21 protein-coding genes and 1 other annotated feature are annotated in these 25,086 nt (G+C 37.2%); of the genes, 17 read left to right on the top strand and 4 right to left on the bottom strand.

Annotation, left to right across the window (positions count from 1 at the left end; genetic code table 11):
* Positions 1-4 precede the first annotated feature (4 nt).
* The 11 genes from ACSYTJ_RS06370 (at position 5) to ACSYTJ_RS06320 (ending at position 13,568) form a co-directional block, all read left to right on the top strand.
* On the top strand, positions 5-3,985 hold the full coding sequence (locus ACSYTJ_RS06370) for a glycoside hydrolase family 70 protein (protein ID WP_491719774.1): 3,981 nt from the start codon (positions 5-7) through the stop codon (positions 3,983-3,985).
* Between the two features lie 361 nt (positions 3,986-4,346).
* Positions 4,347-5,075, top strand: coding sequence for a 16S rRNA (guanine(527)-N(7))-methyltransferase RsmG (rsmG, locus tag ACSYTJ_RS06365; RefSeq protein WP_491716754.1), 729 nt, complete (start codon positions 4,347-4,349; stop codon positions 5,073-5,075).
* Positions 5,076-5,089: 14 nt separating this feature from the next.
* Entirely contained in the window at positions 5,090-5,869 is a 780-nt protein-coding gene (locus tag ACSYTJ_RS06360; RefSeq protein ID WP_491716753.1) for a ParA family protein, read from the top strand.
* On the top strand, positions 5,859-6,740 hold the full coding sequence (locus tag ACSYTJ_RS06355) for a ParB/RepB/Spo0J family partition protein (protein ID WP_491716752.1): 882 nt from the start codon (positions 5,859-5,861) through the stop codon (positions 6,738-6,740). Before ACSYTJ_RS06360 ends, ACSYTJ_RS06355 begins: the two co-directional genes overlap by 11 nt.
* 15 nt (positions 6,741-6,755) lie before the next feature.
* Positions 6,756-6,944, top strand: a complete 189-nt coding sequence (locus ACSYTJ_RS06350; RefSeq protein WP_491716751.1) for a DUF951 domain-containing protein — start codon at positions 6,756-6,758, stop codon at positions 6,942-6,944.
* A 23-nt stretch (positions 6,945-6,967) separates the two neighbouring features.
* Entirely contained in the window at positions 6,968-8,068 is a 1,101-nt protein-coding gene (gene ychF, locus ACSYTJ_RS06345; RefSeq protein WP_491719773.1) for a redox-regulated ATPase YchF, read from the top strand.
* 15 nt (positions 8,069-8,083) lie between these two features.
* The gene (locus tag ACSYTJ_RS06340; RefSeq protein ID WP_491719772.1) at positions 8,084-8,833 is read left to right on the top strand and encodes a DUF1129 family protein; all 750 of its coding nucleotides are present in this window, start codon (positions 8,084-8,086) and stop codon (positions 8,831-8,833) included.
* 187 nt (positions 8,834-9,020) lie between these two features.
* Complete coding sequence (guaB, locus tag ACSYTJ_RS06335) at positions 9,021-10,160, top strand: IMP dehydrogenase (RefSeq protein WP_491719771.1); 1,140 nt, start codon at positions 9,021-9,023, stop codon at positions 10,158-10,160.
* Positions 10,161-10,361: 201 nt separating this feature from the next.
* Positions 10,362-11,051 carry a response regulator transcription factor CroR gene (gene croR, locus ACSYTJ_RS06330; RefSeq protein ID WP_491716747.1) on the top strand — a complete coding sequence of 230 codons (690 nt, stop codon included), beginning with the start codon at positions 10,362-10,364 and terminating at the stop codon, positions 11,049-11,051.
* A 19-nt stretch (positions 11,052-11,070) separates the two neighbouring features.
* Entirely contained in the window at positions 11,071-12,294 is a 1,224-nt protein-coding gene (locus tag ACSYTJ_RS06325; protein ID WP_491716746.1) for a sensor histidine kinase, read from the top strand.
* Between the two features lie 2 nt (positions 12,295-12,296).
* A complete protein-coding gene (locus tag ACSYTJ_RS06320; protein ID WP_491716745.1) occupies positions 12,297-13,568 on the top strand; it encodes a D-alanyl-D-alanine carboxypeptidase family protein in 1,272 nt (423 codons plus the stop codon).
* Positions 13,569-13,610: 42 nt separating this feature from the next.
* Here ACSYTJ_RS06320 and ACSYTJ_RS06315 read toward each other — a convergent pair whose 3' ends face one another.
* On the bottom strand, positions 13,611-14,807 hold the full coding sequence (locus ACSYTJ_RS06315; RefSeq protein ID WP_491716744.1) for a class I SAM-dependent methyltransferase: 1,197 nt from the start codon (positions 14,805-14,807) through the stop codon (positions 13,611-13,613).
* A gap of 140 nt (positions 14,808-14,947) precedes the next feature.
* Here ACSYTJ_RS06315 and ACSYTJ_RS06310 point away from each other — a divergent pair, with 140 nt between their 5' ends.
* The 4 genes from ACSYTJ_RS06310 to ACSYTJ_RS06295 all read left to right on the top strand — a co-directional run bounded on the left by ACSYTJ_RS06310 (position 14,948) and on the right by ACSYTJ_RS06295 (position 19,240).
* A complete protein-coding gene (locus tag ACSYTJ_RS06310) occupies positions 14,948-15,589 on the top strand; it encodes a hypothetical protein (protein ID WP_491719770.1) in 642 nt (213 codons plus the stop codon).
* 19 nt (positions 15,590-15,608) lie between these two features.
* A complete protein-coding gene (locus ACSYTJ_RS06305; RefSeq protein ID WP_491719769.1) occupies positions 15,609-16,679 on the top strand; it encodes an AI-2E family transporter in 1,071 nt (356 codons plus the stop codon).
* A gap of 63 nt (positions 16,680-16,742) precedes the next feature.
* Positions 16,743-17,435, top strand: coding sequence for a 2,3-diphosphoglycerate-dependent phosphoglycerate mutase (locus tag ACSYTJ_RS06300; protein WP_491716741.1), 693 nt, complete (start codon positions 16,743-16,745; stop codon positions 17,433-17,435).
* An 83-nt stretch (positions 17,436-17,518) separates the two neighbouring features.
* The gene (locus tag ACSYTJ_RS06295; RefSeq protein WP_491719768.1) at positions 17,519-19,240 is read left to right on the top strand and encodes a hypothetical protein; all 1,722 of its coding nucleotides are present in this window, start codon (positions 17,519-17,521) and stop codon (positions 19,238-19,240) included.
* Between the two features lie 48 nt (positions 19,241-19,288).
* On the opposite strand, the gene ACSYTJ_RS06290 is transcribed toward ACSYTJ_RS06295, so the two are convergent.
* The 3 genes from ACSYTJ_RS06290 to ACSYTJ_RS06280 all read right to left on the bottom strand — a co-directional run bounded on the left by ACSYTJ_RS06290 (position 19,289) and on the right by ACSYTJ_RS06280 (position 22,365).
* Positions 19,289-20,179, bottom strand: a complete 891-nt coding sequence (locus ACSYTJ_RS06290; protein ID WP_491719767.1) for a polysaccharide deacetylase family protein — start codon at positions 20,177-20,179, stop codon at positions 19,289-19,291.
* 294 nt (positions 20,180-20,473) lie between these two features.
* Entirely contained in the window at positions 20,474-21,688 is a 1,215-nt protein-coding gene (locus ACSYTJ_RS06285) for a glycosyltransferase (protein WP_491716738.1), read from the bottom strand.
* A 218-nt stretch (positions 21,689-21,906) separates the two neighbouring features.
* Complete coding sequence (locus tag ACSYTJ_RS06280) at positions 21,907-22,365, bottom strand: MerR family transcriptional regulator (RefSeq protein WP_491716737.1); 459 nt, start codon at positions 22,363-22,365, stop codon at positions 21,907-21,909.
* Positions 22,366-22,547: 182 nt separating this feature from the next.
* Here ACSYTJ_RS06280 and ACSYTJ_RS06275 point away from each other — a divergent pair, with 182 nt between their 5' ends.
* The gene (locus tag ACSYTJ_RS06275; RefSeq protein ID WP_491719766.1) at positions 22,548-24,020 is read left to right on the top strand and encodes an MDR family MFS transporter; all 1,473 of its coding nucleotides are present in this window, start codon (positions 22,548-22,550) and stop codon (positions 24,018-24,020) included.
* Positions 24,020-24,820, top strand: coding sequence for a DUF4811 domain-containing protein (locus ACSYTJ_RS06270; RefSeq protein ID WP_491719765.1), 801 nt, complete (start codon positions 24,020-24,022; stop codon positions 24,818-24,820). Before ACSYTJ_RS06275 ends, ACSYTJ_RS06270 begins: the two co-directional genes overlap by 1 nt.
* A 49-nt stretch (positions 24,821-24,869) precedes the next feature.
* Positions 24,870-25,068 (top strand) — a binding site (T-box leader).
* The last annotated feature ends 18 nt before the right edge of the window (positions 25,069-25,086 follow it).

Below are 25,086 nucleotides of genomic sequence, written 5' to 3'. Positions count from 1 at the left end.
AATAATGTTTAACGGACAAACCAAAAAACATTATAAAATGTATAAATCAGGTAAGCATTGGGTTACAGCAATGCTGTTCACAGCAACGATGGGGATTTTTTACGCTGATCAAGTTAATGTAAATTCAGTTAAAGCTGATACGCAAAGCAGCGTCAGTGCAACTAGCAGCTCTAGTAGTGCAAATGTTTCAGCGGCGAGCTCTAATGCTAGCATTAGTAGTGCCGCTAGCCAGTCATCAGTGGCACAAAGCAGCGCTAGTATTGATTCTAGTAGTAGTTCTAATTCGTCTAGTAGCACTAGTGATGTTAATACTTCTAGCAGCAACACTAGCTCAAGTTCTAGTAGTAGTTCAGCTGCTGTTGTGAAATCAAATGCAGTTCTTAAGAGTAGTTCATCATCTGCTGATAGTACAACGAGTAAAAATGCTAATAGTACTAGCAAAATTAAAAGCCTTACTAATGCCGATGATGGAACCATTAAACGTTTATTGAAAAAATACAAGGTTACTAATATTAAGAAAAAGAACGGTAAATATTATTATGTTGACACATACGGTGATCCCCATTTGGGCGTTACTGTTCAACTAGGTAATCAAGTTATGTATTTTAATAAGAAAACAGGAGCATTAACTGCTAAGAAAGACCTCCCTATTACCAAAAGTGAGACTGTGAAATCAGATGATTTTACAACGAATAATGCATTTTATAACGTTGACAATGCTAGTATTACAAACGTTAATGGTTATTTGACCCCTGATACCTGGTATCGTCCAAAGAAAATTTTATCAAATGGTGATGATTGGACGGCATCGAATCAAAATGATATGCGCCCACTATTGATGACTTGGTGGCCAAATAAAAAAGTGGAAGCAAATTATCTTAACTTTATGAATAAAAATGGGTTAGGAGTGACACCTTCTTGGCATTCTGCTGGGGATGGGGCCAATAGCTTAAATCAATCTGCTAGACAAGTGCAAGTATCGATTGAAAAGAAGATTAATGCCAACAATGGTGATACAACATGGCTTCATAATCTACTGGATCAATTCATTAAAACACAATCCGAGTGGAATTTCGATAGTGAAGAACGTGGTTCAGATGGGTTACAAGGTGGTCAGTTCTTATACGTTAACGATCCATTAACTAGCGATGCTAATTCTAATTATCGTCTTTTGGATCGGGGCCTTTCAGATCAAAATGGAAAGACCTTGAAGCAAACGATTGCCTCCGGAGGGGACTTTGAATTTCTATTAGGAAATGATATCGATAACTCTAATCCGACCGTTCAGGCTGAAGATCTGAACTGGTTGCACTATGTCATGAATTTGGGGACGATTTTAAAGAATAATCCTAACGGTAATTTTGATGGGGTCAGAGTGGATGCGATTGATGATGTTGACTCTGATTTAATTCAAATTATTGGAAAGTACTTTAATGATGCTTATAAAACTAGTCAATCCGATCAAAATGCTAATAATCATTTAAGCATTTTGGAAGATTGGGATAATTGGATTGATCCATTCTACATGCGCAAGAATGGGAATCCACAAATTACAATGAATCCACAACTGAAAAATGCACTCCAAGAATCCCTTTCAACAGCTGATCCTACCCAAAGGGCCAATCTTGATTTTCTAATTAATGATGGGTTAGCTGATCGTCATGCTGATTGGAATGAGGTCGATGATACGATTCCTAGTTATAGCTTCTTTAGAGCACACGATAACTCTGTTCAAGGAATTGTCGGTCAAATTATTCAAGATAAATTTGATAGTTCTGTCAACCCAGATAATCCATCATCTACGATGCAAATTTTCCAAAAGGCCCTTAAGATTTATGCTGATGACGAATGGAAAACGGATAAAAAATATTCACTTTACAATACCCCAGCTGCCTACGCGCTATTATTGACTGATAAGTCCTTAGTCCCACGGGTTTACTATGGTGATATGTATATGGAAAATAAGCAGTTCATGGAATCCAAATCGCCATACTATGATTCGATCGATGCATTATTGAGGGCGCGGGTTAAATATGCTGCTGGTGGGCAAACATCTAACGTTCAAACAATGGTTGGAGCCCCTTCAATGACTAAGGCTAAGGATAAATATACCGGCGTTTTAACATCAGTTCGTTATGGAAAGGATATTTGGGGTCCTAAAAATGTTAATCCAAATAATAAGAGCGGAATCGCAATTGTTGAATCTAATAACCCTGAATTAAAGCTTTCTAGTAATGATAAAGTCGTTATCAACATGGGGGCTAGTCATAAAAATCAGGCCTTTAGACCATTGTTGAATACGACTAAGACTGGTTTGTCAGTCTTTAATAATGACTCAGATGTTAGTCAGTCCCAGATTAAATATACAAATGCCAAAGGGCAATTAATTCTAACTCGTGCAGATATTAAGGGATATTCCAACCCGCAGGTATCAGGATATCTTTCTGCCTGGGTGCCAATGGGGGCTGCTGATGATCAAGATTCTAGAACAGCTGCTTCCGCTACAAATAAGACCCAAAGCAAGAATGTTAAACAGAGTAGTAACTACGTATCAAATGCTGCTTTGGATTCTAACGTGATTTTTGAGGGCTTCTCTAACTTCCAATCATTCCCAACAACTGATTCACAAAGAGAAAACGTAGTGATTGCAAACAATGCCAACTTATTTAAACAATGGGGAATTACTAGCTTTGAATTTCCACCACAGTATAATTCGACTGAGGGTAATTCATTCCTAGATGAAACATTCCAAAATGGATATGCGTTTAGTGACCGATATGATTTAGGACTAAGTGGTCCGAACAAATATGGAACTGCCGATGAGTTGATTCAAGCGATTCAAGCGTTACATGCAAATGGAATTCAAGCGATGGCTGACTTTGTACCGGATCAAGTATATGACATGCCAAATAAGCAGTTAGTAACGGTTAAGCGGGTTAATAACTATGGCCAAGAATTAATTGGAACCAAGATTACGAACCAATTATACTATTCCAATACAATTGGTAGTGGTAACGACTATCAAGCCCAATATGGTGGCAAGTTCTTGGAAGAACTTCAAAAAATGTATCCAGATTTATTTACTACTAAGCAAATTTCGACGAATAAACCAATCGATCCGAGCGAAAAAATTACAACCTGGAGTGCTAAGTACATTAATGGAACTAACGTCCAAGGAGTTGGGATTGATTATATTTTAAATAATGGGATTACTGGTCAATATTTGAGTATTAATAATTTAAGTACAATGCCTCTACAAATGATGGGCCAATCCTTCAAAACTGGATTTGTTCAAAACGGTAAGAACATTAATTATTACACTTATAGTGGCTACAAGGCTAAGGATACATTTATTAGTTACGATAAAAAGACCTATTATTTTGATGATAATGGAAATATGGTATTTGGTTTGCAAAAAATTAACGGCTCTAAATTCTTCTTCTTACCTGATGGTTCTGAATTAACTAATTCAGTTTATCGTGATAGCAGTGGCAAACAATATTACTTTGGTGCAAATGGTGGGATGTATCATTCAGGATTCTTTACTGATCCAGAACTAGGAAACCCTAGATACTTCTTTGCAAATGGTGTTATGGCTAAGGGTAGAACCCTAGTGAACGGTCAATATCAATATTTTGATCGTGAAAACGGAGACCAGGTTGCTGGCGGCTGGGGTGGAAAGTATTACTATGATGCTAATACTGGTAATGAAGTTCGGAACCAATTCGAAAACATTAATAATAAATGGTATTACCTCAATAAGGATGGCCAAACAACCTCTGGGACGAAAGTGATAAATGGAGTTGAATATCACTTTAATGAAGATGGTGTTCAAACTCGTGGTGCTGTTGTTTTTGGTAAACACGGGGTAAAGAAGTACTATAGTATTAGTGACGGCTCATTAGTTAAGAACAATATTGTGATTTACAAGGGAATTAAATACTCCGCTAACAACAAGGGATATTTAAAAATAATAAAAAAATAGGTTGATTTCAGCCATTTTTCGAAGATACTGATAACTTCAGTATCTTTTTTTATTAAAATTTAAAAAAGTTATTTCTTTCTTTGGATTTTATGTTACAATACTATTCGTGTCGTGATTCAGGGTCACCTTTTGATGGATTAGGTGGACGATGTCATGAATTTGCTTTGTGCGGTGGCTTGCTTAAACTGCATGTACATATTTACCAGTCACAAAGCTTTTAGCCGCTAAAGGTAGGAGCTTATTTTTTTTGCTTAAAGATATCTTTCAATTTATCCAGCACCGTTATTTTATGATAAAATAAAAGTTGACTATCTATAAGTATTAATGGGTAAAGAAATAGAATTATTAATGGAGTAATTAAATGAATCCAGAAGAATTTAAAGCACAATTGGCTCATAATGGAATTGAGTTAACCGATAATCAAATGAAGCAGTTTGATACATACTACCAGCTGTTGGTAGCAACAAATAAAAACGTTAATTTAACAACGATTGTTGATCGAAATGACGTTTATTTAAAGCATTTTTACGATTCTATTACTCCCGCATTTTATTTTAATAAACTGCAAACAGAGCCACTTACTATCTGTGATGTTGGTGCAGGGGCTGGATTTCCATCCTTACCAATGAAAATCGTTTTTCCCCAGTTAAAAGTAACAATCGTAGATTCTTTGAACAAACGGATTAATTTCTTGAATGATTTAGTTGCAAAGCTAGGTCTTACTGATGTTAAGACCGTTCATGCACGTGCCGAAGAGTTTGGCGGTAAAAAGTCTGCTAGTCGGGAGTCATTTGATATTGTTACTGCCCGTGCAGTTGCCCGAATGAGTGTTTTAGCAGAGCTATGCTTGCCACTCGTAAAAGTTGGCGGCAATTTAATTGCACTTAAGGCTGCTAAAGCTGCTAGCGAATTAAGCGTTGGCCAAAAAGCAATTCAGTTACTGGGTGGTAAGTTGACTCAAGACCATGAATTTGAGTTGCCTGTTTCAAATGATGAAAGAAATATTGTGGTGATCGAGAAGGTAAAACCAACCCCAAGTCAGTATCCACGTAAGGCGGGAACGCCAAATAAAAAACCAATTGGGGAATAAAAGGAGGGCTTAAGATGGCATATGTAATCGCATTAGCTAACCAAAAGGGTGGCGTCGGCAAAACAACGACTGCTGTTAATTTGAGTGCAGATTTAGCGTCTTTAGGAAAGCGGGTTTTATTAATTGATGCTGATGCACAGGGAAATGCAACTAGTGGGATTAATATTCAAAAAAAGTCGATTAAAGAAAATCAGCTCCCCACAATGTATGATATTTTAGTTGAAGATGCACCAATTAAAGATGCCGTTATTCATACCGATTATGACCACTTAGATGCAGTCCCTGCGACAATTGATTTATCTGGTGCTGATATTAAGTTAGTTTCTAAAATGGCGCGCGAGACCATTTTAAGAACAGCGATTGCTGAAGTGGAAGATGATTATGATTATATCTTAATCGATTGTCCCCCATCGCTTGGTTTGATTACCGTAAATGCGTTTACCGCTAGTGATTCCATTTTAATCCCAGTTCAAAGTGAGTATTATGCGTTGGAGGGCCTTAGCCAATTGCTAAATACTTTTAATTTAGTTAAAAAGCATTTTAACCCAACCCTTAAAATTGAAGGCATCTTGCTTACGATGTTTGATTCACGCACTAACTTGGGCCGTCAGGTCAATGAGCAAGTTCGCGATTATTTTAAGGATAAGGTTTATGATACTGTAATTCCACGGAATGTCCGACTATCAGAAGCACCTAGTTATGGAAAACCAATTAATGATTATGATCCTAAATCTAAGGGTGCAGTTGTATACATGAAACTTACAAAGGAAGTGTTGGCTGCTCATGGCAAATAAAAAAGGTTTAGGCCGTGGGATTGAAGCGTTATTTTCAGATAATGAAGTTCAATCCGAAGAAACGGTCAATGATATTAAACTGGCGGAATTGGTTCCGAACCCATACCAACCACGGACCAGATTTGATAAGGATGCGCTTAATGATTTGGCAAATTCAATCAAAAAATCAGGCGTATTCCAACCAATTATCGTAAGAAAAGCAGCTAAGAATGGTCAATATGAAATTCTAGCTGGTGAAAGACGTTTTAGAGCATCTGAGATTGCGGGTAAAAAAACAATTCCAGCCATCATTCGGAATGTTACCGATGAAAAGATGATGGAAATTGCGGTTCTTGAAAACTTACAAAGAGAGGACCTAACAGCAATTGAGGAGGCTGAGGCCTATAACACGCTAATGGTGAACTTGAACTTAACGCAAGCTCAAGTTGCTAACCGCCTGGGAAAAAGTCGCTCATACGTTGCTAACTACTTAAGACTGCTTGGATTGCCTAATGAAGTTAAGGCGATGGTGCAAAAAAAGCAGTTATCAATGGGGCAAGCAAGGGCTTTGTTATCAATTAGTGATAAGGCGGAATTGAGAAAATTGGCGAAACGGGTCTATGAGCAGACTTTGACGGTTCGTCAAATCAATCGCGAGATCGAAGAAATGGGCAGTGGCAAGCGTTCTAAAAAGGCAAAGAAGGGCGCTCGTGGTGGTCATAAATCTCCGTTCCTCAGAGCAACTGAAGATCAGCTCCAGGATCGCTTTGGAACCGCTGTTTCAATCAATGGCAATCGTTCTAAACGTGGTCATGGGAAAATAGAGATCGATTACATGTCTAATGACGATTTGAACCGAATTCTAAAAATATTAGATATTAACATTGACTAGATTGGAGTTTTTGCAATGTATGAACTACATGATATTGTTGAAATGAAGAAGCCCCATCCATGCGGTGCGAACCGTTGGGAAATTATTCGGATGGGTGCCGATATTAAAATCAAGTGTACTAATTGCGGTCATATTGTAATGCTTCCCAGACGTCAATTTGATCACAAAATCAAAAAAGTACTTGAAAAACACGAAACAGAATAAACAGAAAGCGAGCGAATTTTTTTATGTCATTAACAGCAGGAATTATTGGGCTGCCTAACGTTGGTAAGTCAACCCTCTTTAACGCAATTACAAATGCCGGAGCAGAAATGGCGAACTACCCATTTGCTACGATCGATCCCAATGTTGGAATGGTGGAAGTACCAGATAAACGATTAGCGCGGATTCAAGAATTGATTCCAGCTAAGAAAATCGTGCCAACTACGTTTGAATTTACCGATATTGCTGGAATTGTTAAGGGTGCTAGTAAGGGTGAAGGACTAGGAAATAAGTTCTTGGAAAACATTCGTCAAGTCGATGCCATCGTTCATGTTGTGCGTGCATTCGATGATGATAATATCACCCACGTTACTGGTAAGGTCGATCCAATTGCTGATATCCAAACGATTAACTTGGAATTAGGGATTGCTGATCTGGATGCTGTTAACAAGCGGTTAGGAAAAGTTGAACGGGCCGCTAAAGGTAAAGATGAAGATGCCCTAGCGGAAAAGGCAGTCTTAGAGAAGATTAAGCCCGTTCTCGAAAATGGTGGCTCAGTGCGTTCAATCGACTTTAACGAAGACGAAGCCAAAATCGTAAAGGGTGAGTTCTTGCTTACCTCAAAGCCAGTCCTTTACGTTGCAAACGTTAGCGAAGATGATATGGCTGATCCCGAAAGTTCAGCATACTTCAAACAAGTGCAAGATTACGCCACTAAGGATGGTGCTCAAGCAATTGGAATTGCTGCTGAAACGGAAGAAGAGATTGCTGAATTAGATGATGATGATAAGCAAACCTTCCTCGAAGCTGAAGGGGTTGAAGAACCTGGCTTAAACAAGTTAATTCGGGCTTCTTATAAGTTATTAGGGCTTGAGACATTCTTTACCGCTGGTGGAAAGGAAACTAAGGCATGGACTTATCTAAAGGGGACGAAGGCACCACAAGCTGCTGGGATTATTCACTCTGACTTTGAACGTGGTTTTATTCGAGCTGAAGTAATGTCATTTGATGACTTAGACCAACTCGGTAGTGAAAGTGCCGTTAAGGAAGCTGGAAAGCTACGGGTCGAAGGAAAAGAATACGTCATGCAAGATGGTGACATTGTTAACTTTAGATTTAACGTTTAATAACGGAGGAATTGAATGAGTAACGATAATCGAAAACGAAATGCAGCCGCTGCTGCACAACAAAAGAAGGCTGCTGCTAAAGTAGAAGAACGTAATGCCTTCGATAACATGGGCTTAACGAAGCGGAATGCCGAGTACATGTTTCGTTTTAAACAGCAATTAGATCGGGTCAATTTACCTGCTGAAAAGAAACAAACGACGGTTGAATCAATGGTCGCTGAATTGGTCAAGGAACAAAAAAGTGGGGCCACCGCTCGGAATCTTTATGGAACGATCGAACAACGAATTGAGTTCATTAAGAATCCACCGCGTGAAAAAGAGGAGTTATTCACTAACTACTGGTCTAACGCCGTTTATAACTTTTTAATTTTTCTGGCTTTGTTCTCAGTGTTATATGGAATCACCCTCTTAATGTCCAAGAATGTTACCGCAGAACAAGCTAAGTCTTCTGGGGTTGCTGTTATCTTAGTTACTTCAGCGATTACTGGGGCACTAATGCCGATTTTCACCCGTCTCTTTGATCCAGCTGTTAAACACACCAGCAAGTGGTATATGCGATTATTAGGGATGCTGTTGCTTGCAATCGTCTGGATTTCTGTGTTCTTTGGCCTGGTATTGATAATTCCAACAGCCATTAATCCAGTCTTGCCAGGGGTGGTTTATATCATTATCGCATTGGTATCTGCTGGGGTATCATTGTGGGTTCGTAAAAATTACAACATTACAACTGGATTGTTCGTTTCTAGAAGGCCAGTTCGTAAATAATCAAAAATTTGACGCTGAATTGTTCGTGAATTCAGCGTTTTTTATTCCAAAAATAAGATAATGATGTGAAAAAGATTAGTTTTTACTTGTTTGATAAAGTTTTGTTTACAAGTATATTTTTTTTTGGTAAATTAGAAACAATATAATTTTACACAGTTGAATATTTATAAAAGGAGCGCTTTAAATTATGTCTAATTGGGATACAAAATTTGCCAAAGAAGGAATCACATTTGATGATGTTTTATTGATACCTGCAGAAAGCCACGTCTTACCGAACGAAGTTGATACCAGTGTCCAATTAGCACCCAATTTAAAGCTAAATGTGCCATTTTTAAGTGCCAGTATGGATACCGTTACTGAACATGAAATGGCCATTACTTTAGCTAATTTAGGTGGATTAGGTGTAATTCACAAGAACATGGTGATCGATGATCAAGCTAAAGAAGTAGAAAAGGTTAAGGCGGTTGAAAAAGACACCAAGCGTTTTCCAAATGCTGCTGTTGACTCAAATAATCATTTACTAGTTGCCGCTGCCGTTGGGGTGACTAGTGATACTTTCAAACGTGCAGAAGCATTGTTAAATGCTGGGGCTGACGCAATCGTTATTGATACTGCGCACGGGCATTCCGCAGGGGTTTTACGGAAGATCAAGGAAATTCGTGATACCTATCCAAAGGCCACTTTAATTGCTGGAAACGTTGCAACTGGCGAAGGAACCAATGCTTTGTTCAGAGCTGGGGTGGATGTAGTTAAGGTCGGAATTGGTCCTGGTTCAATTTGTACCACTAGAATCATTGCCGGAGTTGGGGTTCCTCAACTAACTGCCATTTATGATGCTGCTTCAGTTGCTCGTGAATGGGGCAAGCCAATCATTGCCGATGGTGGAATTAAGTACAGTGGTGATGTTGTTAAAGCAATCGCTGCTGGTGGAAATGCCGTTATGCTAGGAAGTATGTTATCAGGAACTGACGAAGCTCCTGGTAAGGTCTTCGAAGAAAACGGGAAGAAGTACAAGGCATACCGTGGAATGGGAAGTATCGCTGCCATGGAACATGGTTCAAAGGACCGTTACTTCCAAGGTGAAGTGAATGAAGCTCAAAAGCTCGTTCCAGAAGGAATTGAAGCTCGGGTTGAATACAAGGGTAGCGCTAAGGATGTTATCTTCCAGATGGTTGGAGGTTTACATTCTGGAATGGGCTATACCGGAGCTAAGGATATTCAAACCATGATCGATCGCGCTCAATTTGTCAGAATTTCAAATGCTGGACTAATTGAATCGCATCCACATGATGTCCAAATTACAAAGGCAGCTCCTAATTACAAATAAAATAAATAACAAAAAGCTAAGGAATGGGCTTTCTCAATTCCTTAGCTTTTTTTAGATTATAATTAGTATGATAAAATAGAAATGTTAAAGTTTTGTAAATCAAGTAAAATAGTATTAAAGAATAAACCTTAAGAAAATAAATTTGGCTTTAATTTGTTACACTATAATTAATAAAATTATGAAATTAAGGATGATGATATTATGAAAATTTTAGTCGTAGATGACGATAAAGAAATCGCACAATTATTAGAAATTTACATCCGAAACGAAGGATACGAACCAATTTCTGCTTACAACGGTAAGGACGCTCTTTCGGTGTTACGGACTGAAAATGACATTGGTTTGATGATCTTGGATATTATGATGCCAAATATGACTGGAATTGAAGTGCTCAAGGAATTGCGTCGCGATTCTAAGTTACCAGTGATTATCCTATCTGCTAAAACCACCGATATGGATAAAATTCAAGGGTTGATCAGTGGAGCCGATGATTACGTTACTAAGCCTTTTAATCCATTGGAAATCATGGCCAGAGTGCGCTCCCTTCTAAGAAGAAGTCAAGATAAGATGACCAATGATGAACCCGATGTATTAGATATTGGTTCATTAACAATTAATAAGGATTCACATGAAGTAAAAACATCTGATGATAAGGAAATTCAGTTAACGGCACTTGAATTTGGGATTTTATACCTCCTAGCTAGCCATCCTAATCGAGTGTTCTCAGCTGATGAAATTTTTGAACGCGTTTGGAGACAAGAAAGTGTGGTTTCAGCTAAAACCGTGATGGTTCACGTGAGTCATTTGCGTGATAAAATTGAAGAAGCCACTAATGGCGAAAAGGTAATCCAAACCGTTTGGGGTGTTGGATACAAGATTGAAATGAAATAACTAACGGGGATACTTTACATTGAAATTAACAACACGAGAAAAAACGGAGCTGTTTGGTGAAGGGGTAATTACCTTAATCCTACTATTGTTGCTTAATTTGTCGATAATTGTATTATTTAGCCAGGCACTTTTTCATAATCCAGGATTAAAATTTGGGTTTATTACAATTAAGCATTCTATTTTTACTAATCCGGGCGCTCCATTTCAAAATCCGATGGGGCATCCCGCTCCGTGGTGGATGAAACTATTAACGTGGCAGAATATTTTGACAGCATTGATGGGAATCGTGGACCTAGTAGTAATTTACTGGCGACTATTACGGCGCTACCATTTAATTCAATTACGGCATGTAATTGATGAAATTCATTACATTGCTGATGGTCATTTTGATCACCGCATTCCATTTAAAATTAACAGTGAGAATCAAAAGGTTGTTGATAGTGTTAATTCTTTGGTCGATAGTGTAATTGAATCTATGAATGAGGAACGGGCAATTGAGCGTTCTAAGGATGAATTAATTACTAACGTATCCCATGATATTAGAACGCCCCTAACATCGATTATTGGCTACCTAGGGTTAATTGAATCTGGTGGCTATAAGAGTAAGGAAGACCTGCTTAAATATACCCACATTGCTTTTTTTAAGTCTAAGCAGATGAAGTCATTAGCAGATGATTTATTCGAATATTCAAAAGCACGGACATTGCCGACGAATCTCCAAATGAATCGGGTCAACGTTAAACAACTAGTTGAGCAGCTAGCAATAAGTTCTGAACTAGAGGCAGAAAAGAAAAACATTAAAATTATTACTGAATGTAAGGATGATAATCTGTACATCGAAGCTGATGCCGAAAAATTAGGGCGGGTCTTTAATAATTTAATTTCAAATGCGTTGAAATATGGAAAAGACGCTAGACACATTTACCTAAGTGCTTCCCAAATGAATGCCAATGAAGCGGTTATTTCGGTTGCAAACGATGGGGAACCGATCCCTAAGAAATCAATTAACCAAATTTTTGAACGGTTTTACAGGGTTGAAACATCACGAAATAAGGAAACCGGAGGGACCGGACTTGGTTTAGCGATTGTCCAAAACATCGTTGATAGTCATAATGGATTTATTAAAGTTGAATCTAACCGCAAATTAACGAGTTTTGCGATTCATTTGCCAATTCATGCTGATCAACCGTTGAAAAAAACAGGATTTGAAAAATTAAAGTTTACAGATAAGAAGGATAAATAGTTATGAATATTACTCACCGATTTTCTAAAATGATTTTGATGATCGGAATCGTTTTGATGACTTTGGCCTTGCCGATTTCAGCAAGTGCCAGTGCTGTTAAGACAACTGCGCAGCCAGATATTGATGCCACAACTGGAATTGCAATTGATGCGAATACAGGTCAAATGCTATATTCTAAGAACATCAATAAACCAATGGCATTAGCCTCGATGAGTAAATTACTGTCTTTGTATATCGTTAGAAAAGCAATTGCAGAGGGTAAAATTAGCTGGAATCAAAAGGTTCCAGTATCCTCTGCTTTACATAAATTAAGTGTTGATACCACATACGCTAATGCACCGTTAGCTGAGGGAGAACACTATACAGTTAGACAAATTTACCAAGCGTCATTTGAATCAGCTAATGCTGCAATGATGTCATTAGCGAACCTAGTTGGTGGCTCAACGCAGAACTTTACGCTTATGATGCGCAAAACGGCTAAGCAGTTGGGGATTACCGATGCTAAGTTATATACTGCTTGTGGTTTAACCAACGGGGAAGTTGGTAAAGCCCTTGGCATGCCAGATGCTAATGATAACGATGAAAATAAGATGTCTGCGCGTGATATGGCGACCATTGCAAAGCAATTTATTAAACAATTTCCAGATGTTTTAAATAATACTTCCGTTAGTGAGTATACATTAGGGGGCAAGACCCTAAGGAATGGTGACTACATGTTACCAGGGGGAAGTGAGTACGATAAAAACCTACCAGTTCAAGGGCTGAAGACCGGGACTTCTTCTACTTGTGGGGGAAGTTTTATTGGAACGACTAATCGGGATGGACACCGCATTATTACCGTTGTGATGCATGCTTCCAATACGATGCCTACCGATCCTGGTCGCTTTATCCAAACTAAAAAAATTATGAACTATGTTTATGATAATTACCGCTATGTAAGCCTTGCCAACGGCTCAACCACCGCTTATCAAAAAGTTGCGGTTCCCGATGGTAAATCCACTAGCGTTAAAGTTAAAACCAAAGCACAATTTAATTACTGGATTGATAAAAATGAAGCTGGTTCTAATGTAAAATTAAATTTGGACGATAACGTCAAGGACGGTAAGGGGATTAAAGCTCCAGTGAAGGCTAATCAAAAAATTGGGAATTTAACGTTTACCGATTTTAAGACATTAAATAATAAACAATTATCAGTGCCAATGGTAGCTAGCAATTCTGTTGATGAAGCTAACATCTTTGTTCGATTCTGGCGCGGCTTGACTAATCTATTCTAAAAAAAGTGATGATAACATTAATCGTTATCACCACTTTTTTAATTATTTACTTGCTGGCTTGTTTTTATCATCGTACATGTATTCACGAGTCATTGGCAAAGCATGTCCAGATGGTCCCTTTGAGATTAAGTATTGGATAACATCGATATTTCCAGCTTTAAATGATGCGGCACAGGCTTGTAGGTATAAGTCCCACATCCGAATAAAGCGTTCGTCGAATATTTTTTTAACTTCATCCAAGTGCTCATTGAAATTATGATCCCAATGTTCGAGGGTCACTTGATAATGTCTCCGCAAGGTTTCTAAGTCAAAAATTTGCATTCCATTTTCAACAATATGGTCAATATTTTCCGTTAATCCAGGAACATATCCCCCTGGGAAAATGTACTTATTGATCCAACCGTTGTAGGCACCACCTTGTTGTCTGGTGATTCCGTGAATCAACGCCACCCCGTTTGGCTTTAAGTATTTATTAACGTATTTGAAGTATTCACCAAGGTTTTCCTTCCCAACGTGTTCGAACATTCCAACTGAAGTAACGTAGTCAAATTGTTCATCATGATAATCACGGTAGTCACGGAGGTAAACGGTTGCAACATCTTCTAAGCCTTCATCTTGAATCCGCTTTTGAACGTAATCATATTGTTCTTTACTGAGGGTAATTCCAGCAACGGTCAAGCCGAATTCCTTAGCAGCAGTTAGCATTAAGGTTCCCCAACCACAACCAATATCAAGAAGGGTTCTTCCTGGATTAGGATTGAGTTTTTTGATGATGTGTCTAACTTTATTCATCTGTGCTTGTTCCAATGTGTCATCTGGGTTTTCCCAGTAGGCACATGAGTATGTCATTGTTGGATCGAGCCAAATCTTATAAAAGTCGTTTCCAATATCGTAATGACTTTGGACATCCTTCATACTTTCTTTTTCACTGTGTGATTGTTTAGGCAAGAACTTGATGAACTTGCTGTTACGCATGAAACTGCCCGCACTTTCGTAAGCTGAGGTAACTAAATCTTCAATATTACCGTCAATCTCAATTTTGCCATCCATATAAGCTTCACCAAGTGCAATTGAAGCATTTTTGGTAATTTGTCGAATGGGAATTGCTTCCTTAAATGTGATGTGAGCCTGGGGTTCACCTTCACCATAGACTTCACTTTTACCGTCCCAATAAGTTACTTTAACAGGCATATTAAAGCTTCTTTTCAAAAACTGCCGATAAAAAGGTTTTTCTAACATAAATAAACAAATCCTCTCTAGAAATTTAACTATGAATAATATTATACGCTTATTTATTAATTTTTTGGAAGGAATGTATTCTATTTTACTACTGGAAAAATGGTATAATTGAATAAAATAAAGTATAAGAGGGATTAGATATGAAAAAAATATTGGTAGCGATTGTTGCCATTATTGTAGTTGGATTGTTTGGCGGCCTTATGATTAATGGCCATAGTTCCAGTAATCATGAAGCTAATTCATCCATCAGTAAGGGTAATCAGGCAATTCAAAATCGGCAATATCACCAAGCAGTTGTAAATTTTAAGCAGGCATTAGATGCTCAGCCTGATAATCAAGTTGCACTTAAATCGCTTCAGCAGGTACAGACCATTCAAGCTGCTGATACTTTTTATAATGCTCAACACTTTGTAACCGCAATTGCCCAGTATCAAAAAGTAGCTAGTTTGAAGCAGTCATCATTACTGGTACAACGGGCAAACGAACAATTAAAAAATAGTGAAAATTTATTGAACGGTGCAATTGAACTAACGGGCATTTATAACCAATCATTACGGCTTAACCATTCTAAAAAATATGCTCAATCAGCGAAATTATTACAACAAGCATTTACCAATGGCAATTTAAATAATAGCTATTTTAAGAATATTACCGATCGAATTAAAGCGTTAAGAACTGCTAATTCAGCTAAAAAAATGGATCGGGCAGCCGTTACGAATCGCTTAGCAATCCGTCCACAAACCATCAATCAATTAGAGAGTGGACAAGTTCTAAATAACTAATCAGAATAGGAGAATTTGAATGCATTTATGGGATCAATTTATTGAAAACGTGAGATTACGGAGATTGGTGGTGTTATTAGCAATCATTTCCGTCCTCTACTTGGTCCGTGGAATGATGACGATTATTTTACTAACTTTTATATTTACGTTCTTAGTAACCACCATTGTTAATTGGATTTGGAAATACGTTAAAATTCCTAAGTCGTTATTAGTATGTATTATTTATGCTACGATCGTAGTATTAGTATCATGGGCCTTAGCAGTTTATGTTCCCCAAATTATCGAACAAGCAATCATGGGGATTAAATCATTGATTAATTTCTACCAGAGCCCTAATGACATAACTGGACAAGATAGTGAGATTCAGGCTTACATTGCTGATTTTTTGTCTAAGTTTAACGTTGTTTCGTTTCTAAAGGGGAGTGCGAATACTGTCTTTGAATATATTACCAGTATCGGATCAGTCAGTGTTTCAGTTTTTATTTCTTTAATATTGAGTTTCTTTTTTACACTGGAAAGTGATCGAATGGCTACCTTTTCCAAGAAATTTTTGACGAGTAATGTCGGTTGGTTATTCCAAGATATTTATTACTATGCTCAAATTTTCGTTAAGACGTTTGGCGTTGTTTTAGAAGCACAGTTATTTATTGCGATTTGCAATACCATTTTAACGACCATTGTGATGGCAGTAATGGGGTTACCACAACTATTGATACTAGCATTATTAGTGTTTTTCCTTAGTTTAATTCCAGTGGCTGGGGTAATTATTTCATTTATTCCATTATCATTAGTTTGTTACTCTACTGGCGGCATTTACGATGTGATTTATATGATCATTACAATTATAGTGGTTCATGGAATTGAAGCATACGTATTAAACCCAAAGTTTATGTCATCGAGAACTAAGCTACCAATTTTTTATACCTTTGTTGTTTTGATTGTTGGTGAAAAAATTTTTGGTGGCTGGGGATTGATTGTGTCTGTCCCAATTTTTACTTTTATTCTCCATATATTAAATGTGCAACGGGTCGACAATCATCCCAATGATGAAGTAAAAATCATAAAAAAATCTAAATCTACTGAAAAATAATGATAGATGGTGTATCATTGTTATGAATTCTTTAATTATAAAATAGAAAGAGGTTTGGAACTTATGGCAAAATTAGTATTAATTCGTCATGGACAAAGTCAATGGAACCTTTCTAACCAATTTACTGGTTGGGTTGACGTTGATTTAAGTGACAAGGGTGTTGAAGAAGCTAAGAACGCTGGTAAATTATTGAAGGAACACGGTCTAGAATTTGACTATGCATTTACTTCAGTTTTGACCCGTGCGATTAAGACTTTACACTTTGCTTTAGAAGAATCAGACCAACTATGGATTCCTGAAACTAAGACTTGGCGTTTGAACGAACGTCACTATGGTAAGTTACAAGGATTAAACAAGAAGGAAACTGCTGAACAATATGGAGACGAACAAGTTCACATTTGGCGTCGTTCATATGACACTCTTCCTCCACTTCTTCCAGATGACTCTCCATACTCTGCAAAGAAGGACCGTCGTTACGCTGACTTAGATCCAAACTTGATTCCTGCAGGTGAAAACCTCAAGGTTACGCTTGAAAGAGTTATGCCTTTATGGGAAGATCAAATTGCACCTAAGTTATTAGACGGTAAGAATGTAATTATTGCTGCTCACGGTAACTCACTTCGTGCATTAAGCAAGTACATTGAAAGAATCAGCGATGATGACATCATGGACTTAGAAATGAAGACTGGTGAACCAGTTGTTTATGACTTTGACGACAAACTTAAAGTTACTAACAAGACTAAATTAGACGACTAATTTATTATAATTAAGGTAATTGATTTACTATGTCTAAATCAATTGCCTTATTTTTTATACAAATTTTGATAGGGAAGTTGATCATGAAATCACTTAATAACAAAATTAATTGGCGAACTACGTGGCCATACGGAGTCATTTTGGTTATTTCATTATTAGCAATGTTTCCACAATGGTACACTAATGCCGCTTATGTAGGAATCGACTCACTTTTTCATATGAATCGATTCTATGATGCAATGATGCAAATTAAAACTGGTAGCTATAGCTATTTTCAATCATTTTTCGGATTTGGCCAGTCTGGTAGGGTGGTTAACGCCGTCTATGGACCATTATTTGCATATTTTAACGGTTTTTTGCTACTTATTAGCAAAAACTGGGTTAATTATCAGCTAATAAGTTCAGCGTTATTATTCATTATCAGTGGCTGTTTAATGTACCATTTATCAATTAAAAACAACGTTCAGCAGTTATGGGCGCTAGTAATTGCTGGATGTTATATGTTTTCGACCCCCATCTTGTATTGGATCAATGGGCAACAATTTACCGCATGGGGAGCGGCTTTTGTTCCATTAATAATGCTATGTGGAACTGAAATGATTCGCACCAGACGGATTGCTTGGATTAAATTGGCCCTTTCGATGACTTTATTGCTTGAAATTCATAACATTACTAGTGCGATTTGTGCATTAGCGTTAATTCCATTTTTTGTGACAGGGTTGGTTATCACAGATGATCGTAAACAAATGTGGCAATCACTTTTTAAATCAATTGGCCTAACGTTATTGTTGTCATTCAACGTTTGGGGTGGGATGTTAGAACTATTTTCTTCTAATCATTTGTTGCCCGTGCTGCCAGATTTACATTTAGCATCTGATTCTTTGTTTGCCCCCAACGGCACCACTAGGCTTCAGTACAGTACGCTGTTTTTATTTGTAATTGCAATCTTATACCTAATTATTAGATGGAAGCATATTGATTTAACTACTCGGGTTATTATTCTGAATGGAACATTTTTTCTATGGATTCCGACCTTCCTTTTTCCGTGGACATTGCTATCTAAGCTAATCCCAGCGGTGGACTCCGTGATTCAAAATCCGATTCGGTTTTTAGTGATCCCGTACGTTTTATTATATTTGGCGATTGGAATCCTGCTTTCTGATAAAAGCATCAATTGGTCTCGTTATGTAATTGGGGGCATAACGATTTTACTAATGCTACTTGTGATGTATAAAGACTTTAGTCATGTTTTAAGTAAGAGTCGTTACTTTAATTCACACAAAGTAATCATTAGTACTCGTAAAACGATTATTAGAACGTCCGATCCGAATAGATTACGTTCAGCATTGCGTTCTGATGATCCGCAAAGAATTTTGCAGTTGGTAATTAAGGCAACCCCAGATTATATGCCAGTGAAGCAAAAAATTTCAGTATTTGAATATCAAAAATTTAGTCCATATATCAAGTATCGTAAATCAATTATCAATCCGAATATAAATCATAATCATCAGGTTAAAAACGGTATAATGACTGTTAAGTGGACAAATAAGAGTAATCATACTCAACCCCATAAATTAGCAGTTGTTAAATACGCCCACTCAATCATAAAACTAAATGGGAAACAGTTAAAAACCGTTAAGACTGATTCGATCGGAGCGATCACTGTAAATGGAAAACCAGGAGTTAATCATTTAACGATTCAATACCAAAGTGCTGGTTGGTTTAGAGGCCTTATTTGGGTTTCAATCATTGGCTGGATCGGTTTAATTGGTTATGGCATTAAAAGGTTGATTAAACGCTCTTAAGAGCAAATAAAAAGGTGTGCTAGAATTTAATCTAGCGCACCTTTTATTTTATTTGGTTGAGAACCATTTTTGAATACTTGGCCAAGAATCATTATTAATGATCATTCTTGGGGTGTACATTAAATTAGTCTTGTCGTTTACAATTCCAGTATTCAATGTAGCGATCCATTGGAGATTTTGAGAGTTTAAGAAATTAGTTGTTTTATCGGTTCCACCACCATAAGGATAGGCAAATGAAGTTCCGAATTGTCCCGTTTTTTCATGCATAATTCGTTGACTAGTGATAAAGTCACGTTTGAAGTGATTAAATTCGTCCGGTCTTTGAATAATTGGGATTAATCCACGGGTTAGGTAGTGCATATTGTTAGTATGCAATTCTAGACTTTGTAAGTTACCGGCTTTTTTCTTGGCTTTTAAAATATTTTTCCAAGTAGCGAACTTAGATCCTTCACGATAACGACCTGTGTTTCCGGTAACAATGAAAGTGGTGAACGGGAATTTATATTTTTCCATTACTGGCATTGCATTTTCAATGGTTGAACGGTCAATATCGTCGAAGGTTAGGACGGCATATTTACCCTTAATTGGTTCTTGATTACTAACCATTTCATACATTTTTTGACCGCTAATGACCTTAATTCCATGATCTTTAAGAAACTTCATTTGTTTCTTGAAATCAGTTGTAGTAACTGCAAAGTCATGGAGTTGTGAGTTATCAGATAGTGATTTAACAACATTAACCCCTAAATCATCATTAATAATTCGATGATAACAAAAAACTAAAATCCCATTTTTTTGTGAAGCAGCTTGTGCTTTTAATGCATAGTTAGTGTTTTCACCCTTATCGTATTGAACCGTTCTGTGAATCGTTAATGACATTCCAAGAACGATTAGGATTGCAATAATCCAAACAATAATTTTACGAGTTCTTCGTGTCATTTTTTAGATTCCTCCGCATTTTTTTTAATCTATAAAAGCTAAAAATAATAGTTCCAATTCCAAAAAATAAAATTGTATATAGTAGCCCAAAGTAAAATCCGTAGTCTAAGTTAAGAAGTAAGTAGTAAGTAACTAGATTATCTGTGTATAAATCAAAGATAAATCCGTAGTTAACGTAGAAAATAAATAGCACCGCTGACCATAGAGCCGCAAATAAACAAAAATTCCAAATTCTTCTTTTAATACTGATCTTTTTACGAATTACGAAATTATATTGTGGTTTATTTTCCAATTTTAGCGCCCCCGATCCGGACTACGCCATGTTCCAACATGTTCTGGGTCTAAGAAGAATGAAATCATAGCATAGATACAGCTGATCAAATTAATGATCCAATAATACATAATGTAAGCAGGGATTAGTAAGAAGTCCCCCCAACTCATAAATGTTGCCTTCTTTGAGAAAGAAAAACTGATTAAGAACTGGGTGAAACTGACCATTAGCATGAATAGTAAAATATTACCATCAAGGGTCAAATTGCGATCCAAAATAAATGTAAGGATGTAGGTAATTGTACTTAGCATTGTAACCACTGCCCACGTGTTACTTACGATTGTTTCAGATAGTAAAAACTTTTCGCTAAAACTACCATGAATCAACATATCACGGTTACCAGCTAGTACTTCTAAACCACCACGCGCCCATCGCTGTCTTTGTTTGATTAGGTTTCGAACGCTTTCTGGAACTAAAATCCAACAAATAATATTGGGGTTATATAATACTTCCCAGTGGTTACGATATAATCGCCATGTAATATCAATATCTTCGGTCATGACCTTCGTGTTCCAACCATTAACCGATTCAACGGCTGTTTTTCTAAAACCAACAATAACTCCTGAAACGGTAGTGATCTTACCAGTTAAGAATGATTCTGCACGCTTAATGATATCGATAACACCGATGTATTCCAGTAATTGAAGGCGGCCCAAAATAGTAGTTCGATTTCTAACAACTGGTTTTCCAGCAACGGCACCAGCCTTAGGGTTATTATTTAAAGTTTTAACAACGTACGAAAGTGAGTCTGGATCTAAAACAGAATCAGAGTCAATTCCCAATAGGTATTCTCCACGAGCAGCTTTCAGCCCTTGGTTCATAGCATTTGCTTTTCCCTGGTTAACGGGGATGGCAACGATTTGGATATTAAATTGTGATTTGTATTGGTCCTGTAATCGATGCATTATTTCTAAAGTATCATCTGAACTTTTATCATCGATCAATACAATTTCATAATTTTTATAGGTTAAGTTAGCAAGTGACTTAACCGCTTCTTCCAGGGTATCATGCTCGTTGTGAGCAGGTACTAATATTGAAACCAACGGTTTACGATCGGAATCGTTATCTTGAGTATGATGAAGTGTCCACTCCTTGAAGATACAACCAACGATCCATACGACTGACACCATTACGGGGTATCCGAATATAAAATCGCTAATCATTTTACTGAACCACATAAATTGTTTTCCTCCTTGAAAACTGGGAAGGTAATCTTCCCGACGAAAGATTTGCATTGGGATTTAAGCAAATATAAATTCGAGCTTATCGCAACAAATTTATTATTGCATAATCCTTTTTATCATACCATATTTTAGATTGCTTATCGCTTGGAATCACATAATTTTATGAATGAAAAAACTTCCAATTATGAAAACAATAAATTGGAAGTTTTAAATTAATTATTATTTTTAATATAAGCCTTAATTTCATCTCCATCATCAACAAAGTAAATTGATTTGGAAGGATCGTCGTTTAAACATCCCATATTGATTGCGGGTTTATCATCAACAGTTCCGATTTCTTTGATGCGGTTCTTTAGCATGCGGGCGATGACGATGTTGTAATTAGTAAAATTACTGGCTTTATCAGCAGCGGCATTGAGAGTGAAACCTGATTCTAAATATGATTTGATTAGTTCGATTTTCATGAGGGTGTGGTAAGAATATTTGCGATTCTGATTTTTAGAACACTTTTTGGATCGAATGTACCCACATTTTTCCCAGTAGCGTAATTTACTCTGGGGGATATCAGTGTAGCTTGCGATTTCACCGATGCCAAACAGAAAGTCTTCGCGTTTGAATAGGTTAAAGATTCTGCTTTTGACTTCTTTAAATGTATCGTCTTCTCTATCCATGATTAATGAGCTCCCTTTCTAACTTAATTAAAATCAACTTTAATAATATATAATGATTATATAACATATAAACCCATTGTCAATTTAGTTGACAAAATAAAATGCTAGTGCTAAATTAGATAGTGAAGAAAGTAATATTTGATATCTATTTTATTTATTAATTAGAAAGAAGGAATGTTCTAATGGATAAGCCGTTAGATCAAAAGGGAAACCCATATAGTAGAACTCTACTTGTGTTGTTCCTTTTAATTGGTACTTTTTGTACCGTGTTAAACCAAACGCTATTGGCGACTGCATATCCAAAGCTAATGGATGTGTTTAACATTGATACTTCCACAGTTCAATGGTTGACCAGTGGTTTTTTGATGGTCAATGGGATTTTGATTCCCGTTACCGCTTGGTTATCCAGTCGTTTTAATACCAAGTGGCTTTACATTTCAGCAATGGTGATCTTTGAAGTTGGAACGGTAATGTGTTTCGCTGCGCCAAACTTTGCGACATTATTGTCAGGGCGTTTAATTCAAGCCGTTGGGGTTGGAATTTCAATGCCAATGCTACAAACGATCATGTTATCGATTTTCCCACCTGAAAAGCGGGGGACTGCAATGGGGCTATCCGGAGTTGTAATTGGATTAGCACCTGCTATTGGTCCGACTGTTTCTGGTTGGATTATTGTGAATGCGCAATGGCGTGATCTCTTTGGGATGATCATTCCAATTATGGCATTTGTGATTATCGGTAGTTTATTTGCCATGAAGCCAATCTTACCAACTAGCAAGACGAAGCTCGATTTCCCTTCATTACTATTATCAACGATTGGTTTTGGGAGTGCGCTATACGCATTTTCATCCGTTGGTGATAAGGGATGGGGTAGCGCCGTTGTTATCTCCACGTTAGTTATTGGAGTCATCTTTGTGATTGCATTCATTCTGCGTGAATTCAAGACTAGTAATCCATTGGTGAATTTAAACGTATTTAAATCCAAACAATTTACAATTGGCTCAATAATTGGAGCCCTTGCAATGATGTCTTTGATTGGGTTTGAAATGATTCTCCCATTGTATTTACAAATCGTTCGTGGCTACAACGCGTTTCATTCCGGACTAACGCTATTAGCCGGAGCAATGATGATTGGGGTATTGAGTCCATTTACTGGTCGAATCTTCGATAAGTATGGGGCTCGTTACTTAGGAATTAGTGGTTTCTTACTATTAACAATTGGAACGATTCCATTCTTCTTCTTAACTACTGATATGCCAATCATGTACGTGGTAGTGATTTACGCCATCCGTTCTTGTGGGATCGCAATGTCAATGATGACGATTACTACCTATAGTATGAATGCGTTAGATGTTAGTATGATGAATCATGGGACTGCTGCAAATAATACGTTACGGCAAATCGCTAGTTCAATTGCCACTGCGGTAATGACTTCCGTTTTGACCAACGTTACTAATAATGCCAAACCAGCCCATCATTTACTAACTGTTGACCCATTACAATACAAAGATAAAATGCTAAATGCTGTGTTGAGTGGTTATCATTCCGCTTTCTTAGTTGCATTTATCTTTGGTTTGATCGGGTTAGCATTCACGTTCATGCTGAAAAAGGGTAAAAGTATTCCAGAAGCTAAGGTTGAAGGAGGTCGTCAATAATGATTATTATTCTATTAGTGATCGTTGCGATCCTATTCTTCATCTCTTGGAATTTATTAGTAGGCAAGCAACCACTTCATTTGATTTTAAATATTATCTTTACTGCATTGTTGATTGGTGTAATGTTCTTATCAGTTGCCAACTTTAAGTACCACTATGGGATGCATAAGGTGGCTTCTACCGATACTACTACTAAGGTTGCTTCCTTATCACCTAGTCTTAATTTAGTTGTTGACCAACCAGTTGGCCAAAGTAATAGTAAGGATAAGGCGATTGTATACAAGAGCGGTAGTGCTAAGAAGACGGTTAAACCGGATACTGACGTTACTAACGTAGTAGTGAAAAGTAGTAACTTAAAGCACGCTAAGTTAGTGACCAAGACAGTTCGTTGGGAATACAAGAATAGCTTTGAAAGATTTATGTATGGATTAGCACAAAAGTCATCTGTTTATCATAAGACCAACACACTCTACGTACCAAAGGATTGGTTAGTGCTAAATGCTAAACAGGTCAAGGCATTGCCAACCATCATGAAGCAAGAACAAGCGAAATTGCAAAAGCAATCCGGCGCTTCCCAAGCCCAACAACAAGCAGCATTACAGCAACAAGTGCAAGCATACGTTCAAAAAGAACTGACTTTAGCTGAAAAGGAAGATCCTTCAATGAATGCTGGTGAAAAAGAAGCAGTCGTTAAACAAGCTACTGCTACCGGTAAGAAGAAGGTCGAAGCTGAAGCAAAAGCAGCTGCACTTAAAAAGTTATTACCATCAGTCCAAGCTCAATTGGACAAAATTAAGTAATTAGTTTATTGACAAAACAGCAGTTGGTTATTATGATATTGGTAATTAAACAAATGCTGAGAAGTAGTTCTAGTATCAAATGAATTTGAGAATTCAGAAACTTAGCGGGGCTGTGAGCTAAGCAATTCATTTGAGAAATTACACCTATGGAGCGTGCATATTTGCCGAGTCATTTCGTTATTAATGGTTAGAGTGATCATTATAAATGATAACTTGGGTGGTACCGCGGAACTATTTTCGTCCCCTATGGCTTATTAAGCTGTAGG

This window comes from Nicoliella sp. ESL1113, from assembly GCF_058509245.1.
Note: the sequence above shows the minus strand (reverse complement) of the source record. Positions and strands in the feature narration are given on the sequence as shown.

Coding starts and splice junctions, on each gene's coding strand:
- ACSYTJ_RS06370 (WP_491719774.1), top strand. CDS start 5: ATGTTTAACGGACAAACCAAAAAACATTATAAAATGTATAAATCAGGT.
- rsmG (WP_491716754.1), top strand. CDS start 4,347: ATGAATCCAGAAGAATTTAAAGCACAATTGGCTCATAATGGAATTGAG.
- ACSYTJ_RS06360 (WP_491716753.1), top strand. CDS start 5,090: ATGGCATATGTAATCGCATTAGCTAACCAAAAGGGTGGCGTCGGCAAA.
- ACSYTJ_RS06355 (WP_491716752.1), top strand. CDS start 5,859: ATGGCAAATAAAAAAGGTTTAGGCCGTGGGATTGAAGCGTTATTTTCA.
- ACSYTJ_RS06350 (WP_491716751.1), top strand. CDS start 6,756: ATGTATGAACTACATGATATTGTTGAAATGAAGAAGCCCCATCCATGC.
- ychF (WP_491719773.1), top strand. CDS start 6,968: ATGTCATTAACAGCAGGAATTATTGGGCTGCCTAACGTTGGTAAGTCA.
- ACSYTJ_RS06340 (WP_491719772.1), top strand. CDS start 8,084: ATGAGTAACGATAATCGAAAACGAAATGCAGCCGCTGCTGCACAACAA.
- guaB (WP_491719771.1), top strand. CDS start 9,021: ATGTCTAATTGGGATACAAAATTTGCCAAAGAAGGAATCACATTTGAT.
- croR (WP_491716747.1), top strand. CDS start 10,362: ATGAAAATTTTAGTCGTAGATGACGATAAAGAAATCGCACAATTATTA.
- ACSYTJ_RS06320 (WP_491716745.1), top strand. CDS start 12,297: ATGAATATTACTCACCGATTTTCTAAAATGATTTTGATGATCGGAATC.
- ACSYTJ_RS06315 (WP_491716744.1), bottom strand. CDS start 14,807: ATGTTAGAAAAACCTTTTTATCGGCAGTTTTTGAAAAGAAGCTTTAAT.
- ACSYTJ_RS06310 (WP_491719770.1), top strand. CDS start 14,948: ATGAAAAAAATATTGGTAGCGATTGTTGCCATTATTGTAGTTGGATTG.
- ACSYTJ_RS06305 (WP_491719769.1), top strand. CDS start 15,609: ATGCATTTATGGGATCAATTTATTGAAAACGTGAGATTACGGAGATTG.
- ACSYTJ_RS06300 (WP_491716741.1), top strand. CDS start 16,743: ATGGCAAAATTAGTATTAATTCGTCATGGACAAAGTCAATGGAACCTT.
- ACSYTJ_RS06295 (WP_491719768.1), top strand. CDS start 17,519: ATGAAATCACTTAATAACAAAATTAATTGGCGAACTACGTGGCCATAC.
- ACSYTJ_RS06290 (WP_491719767.1), bottom strand. CDS start 20,179: ATGACACGAAGAACTCGTAAAATTATTGTTTGGATTATTGCAATCCTA.
- ACSYTJ_RS06285 (WP_491716738.1), bottom strand. CDS start 21,688: ATGTGGTTCAGTAAAATGATTAGCGATTTTATATTCGGATACCCCGTA.
- ACSYTJ_RS06280 (WP_491716737.1), bottom strand. CDS start 22,365: ATGGATAGAGAAGACGATACATTTAAAGAAGTCAAAAGCAGAATCTTT.
- ACSYTJ_RS06275 (WP_491719766.1), top strand. CDS start 22,548: ATGGATAAGCCGTTAGATCAAAAGGGAAACCCATATAGTAGAACTCTA.
- ACSYTJ_RS06270 (WP_491719765.1), top strand. CDS start 24,020: ATGATTATTATTCTATTAGTGATCGTTGCGATCCTATTCTTCATCTCT.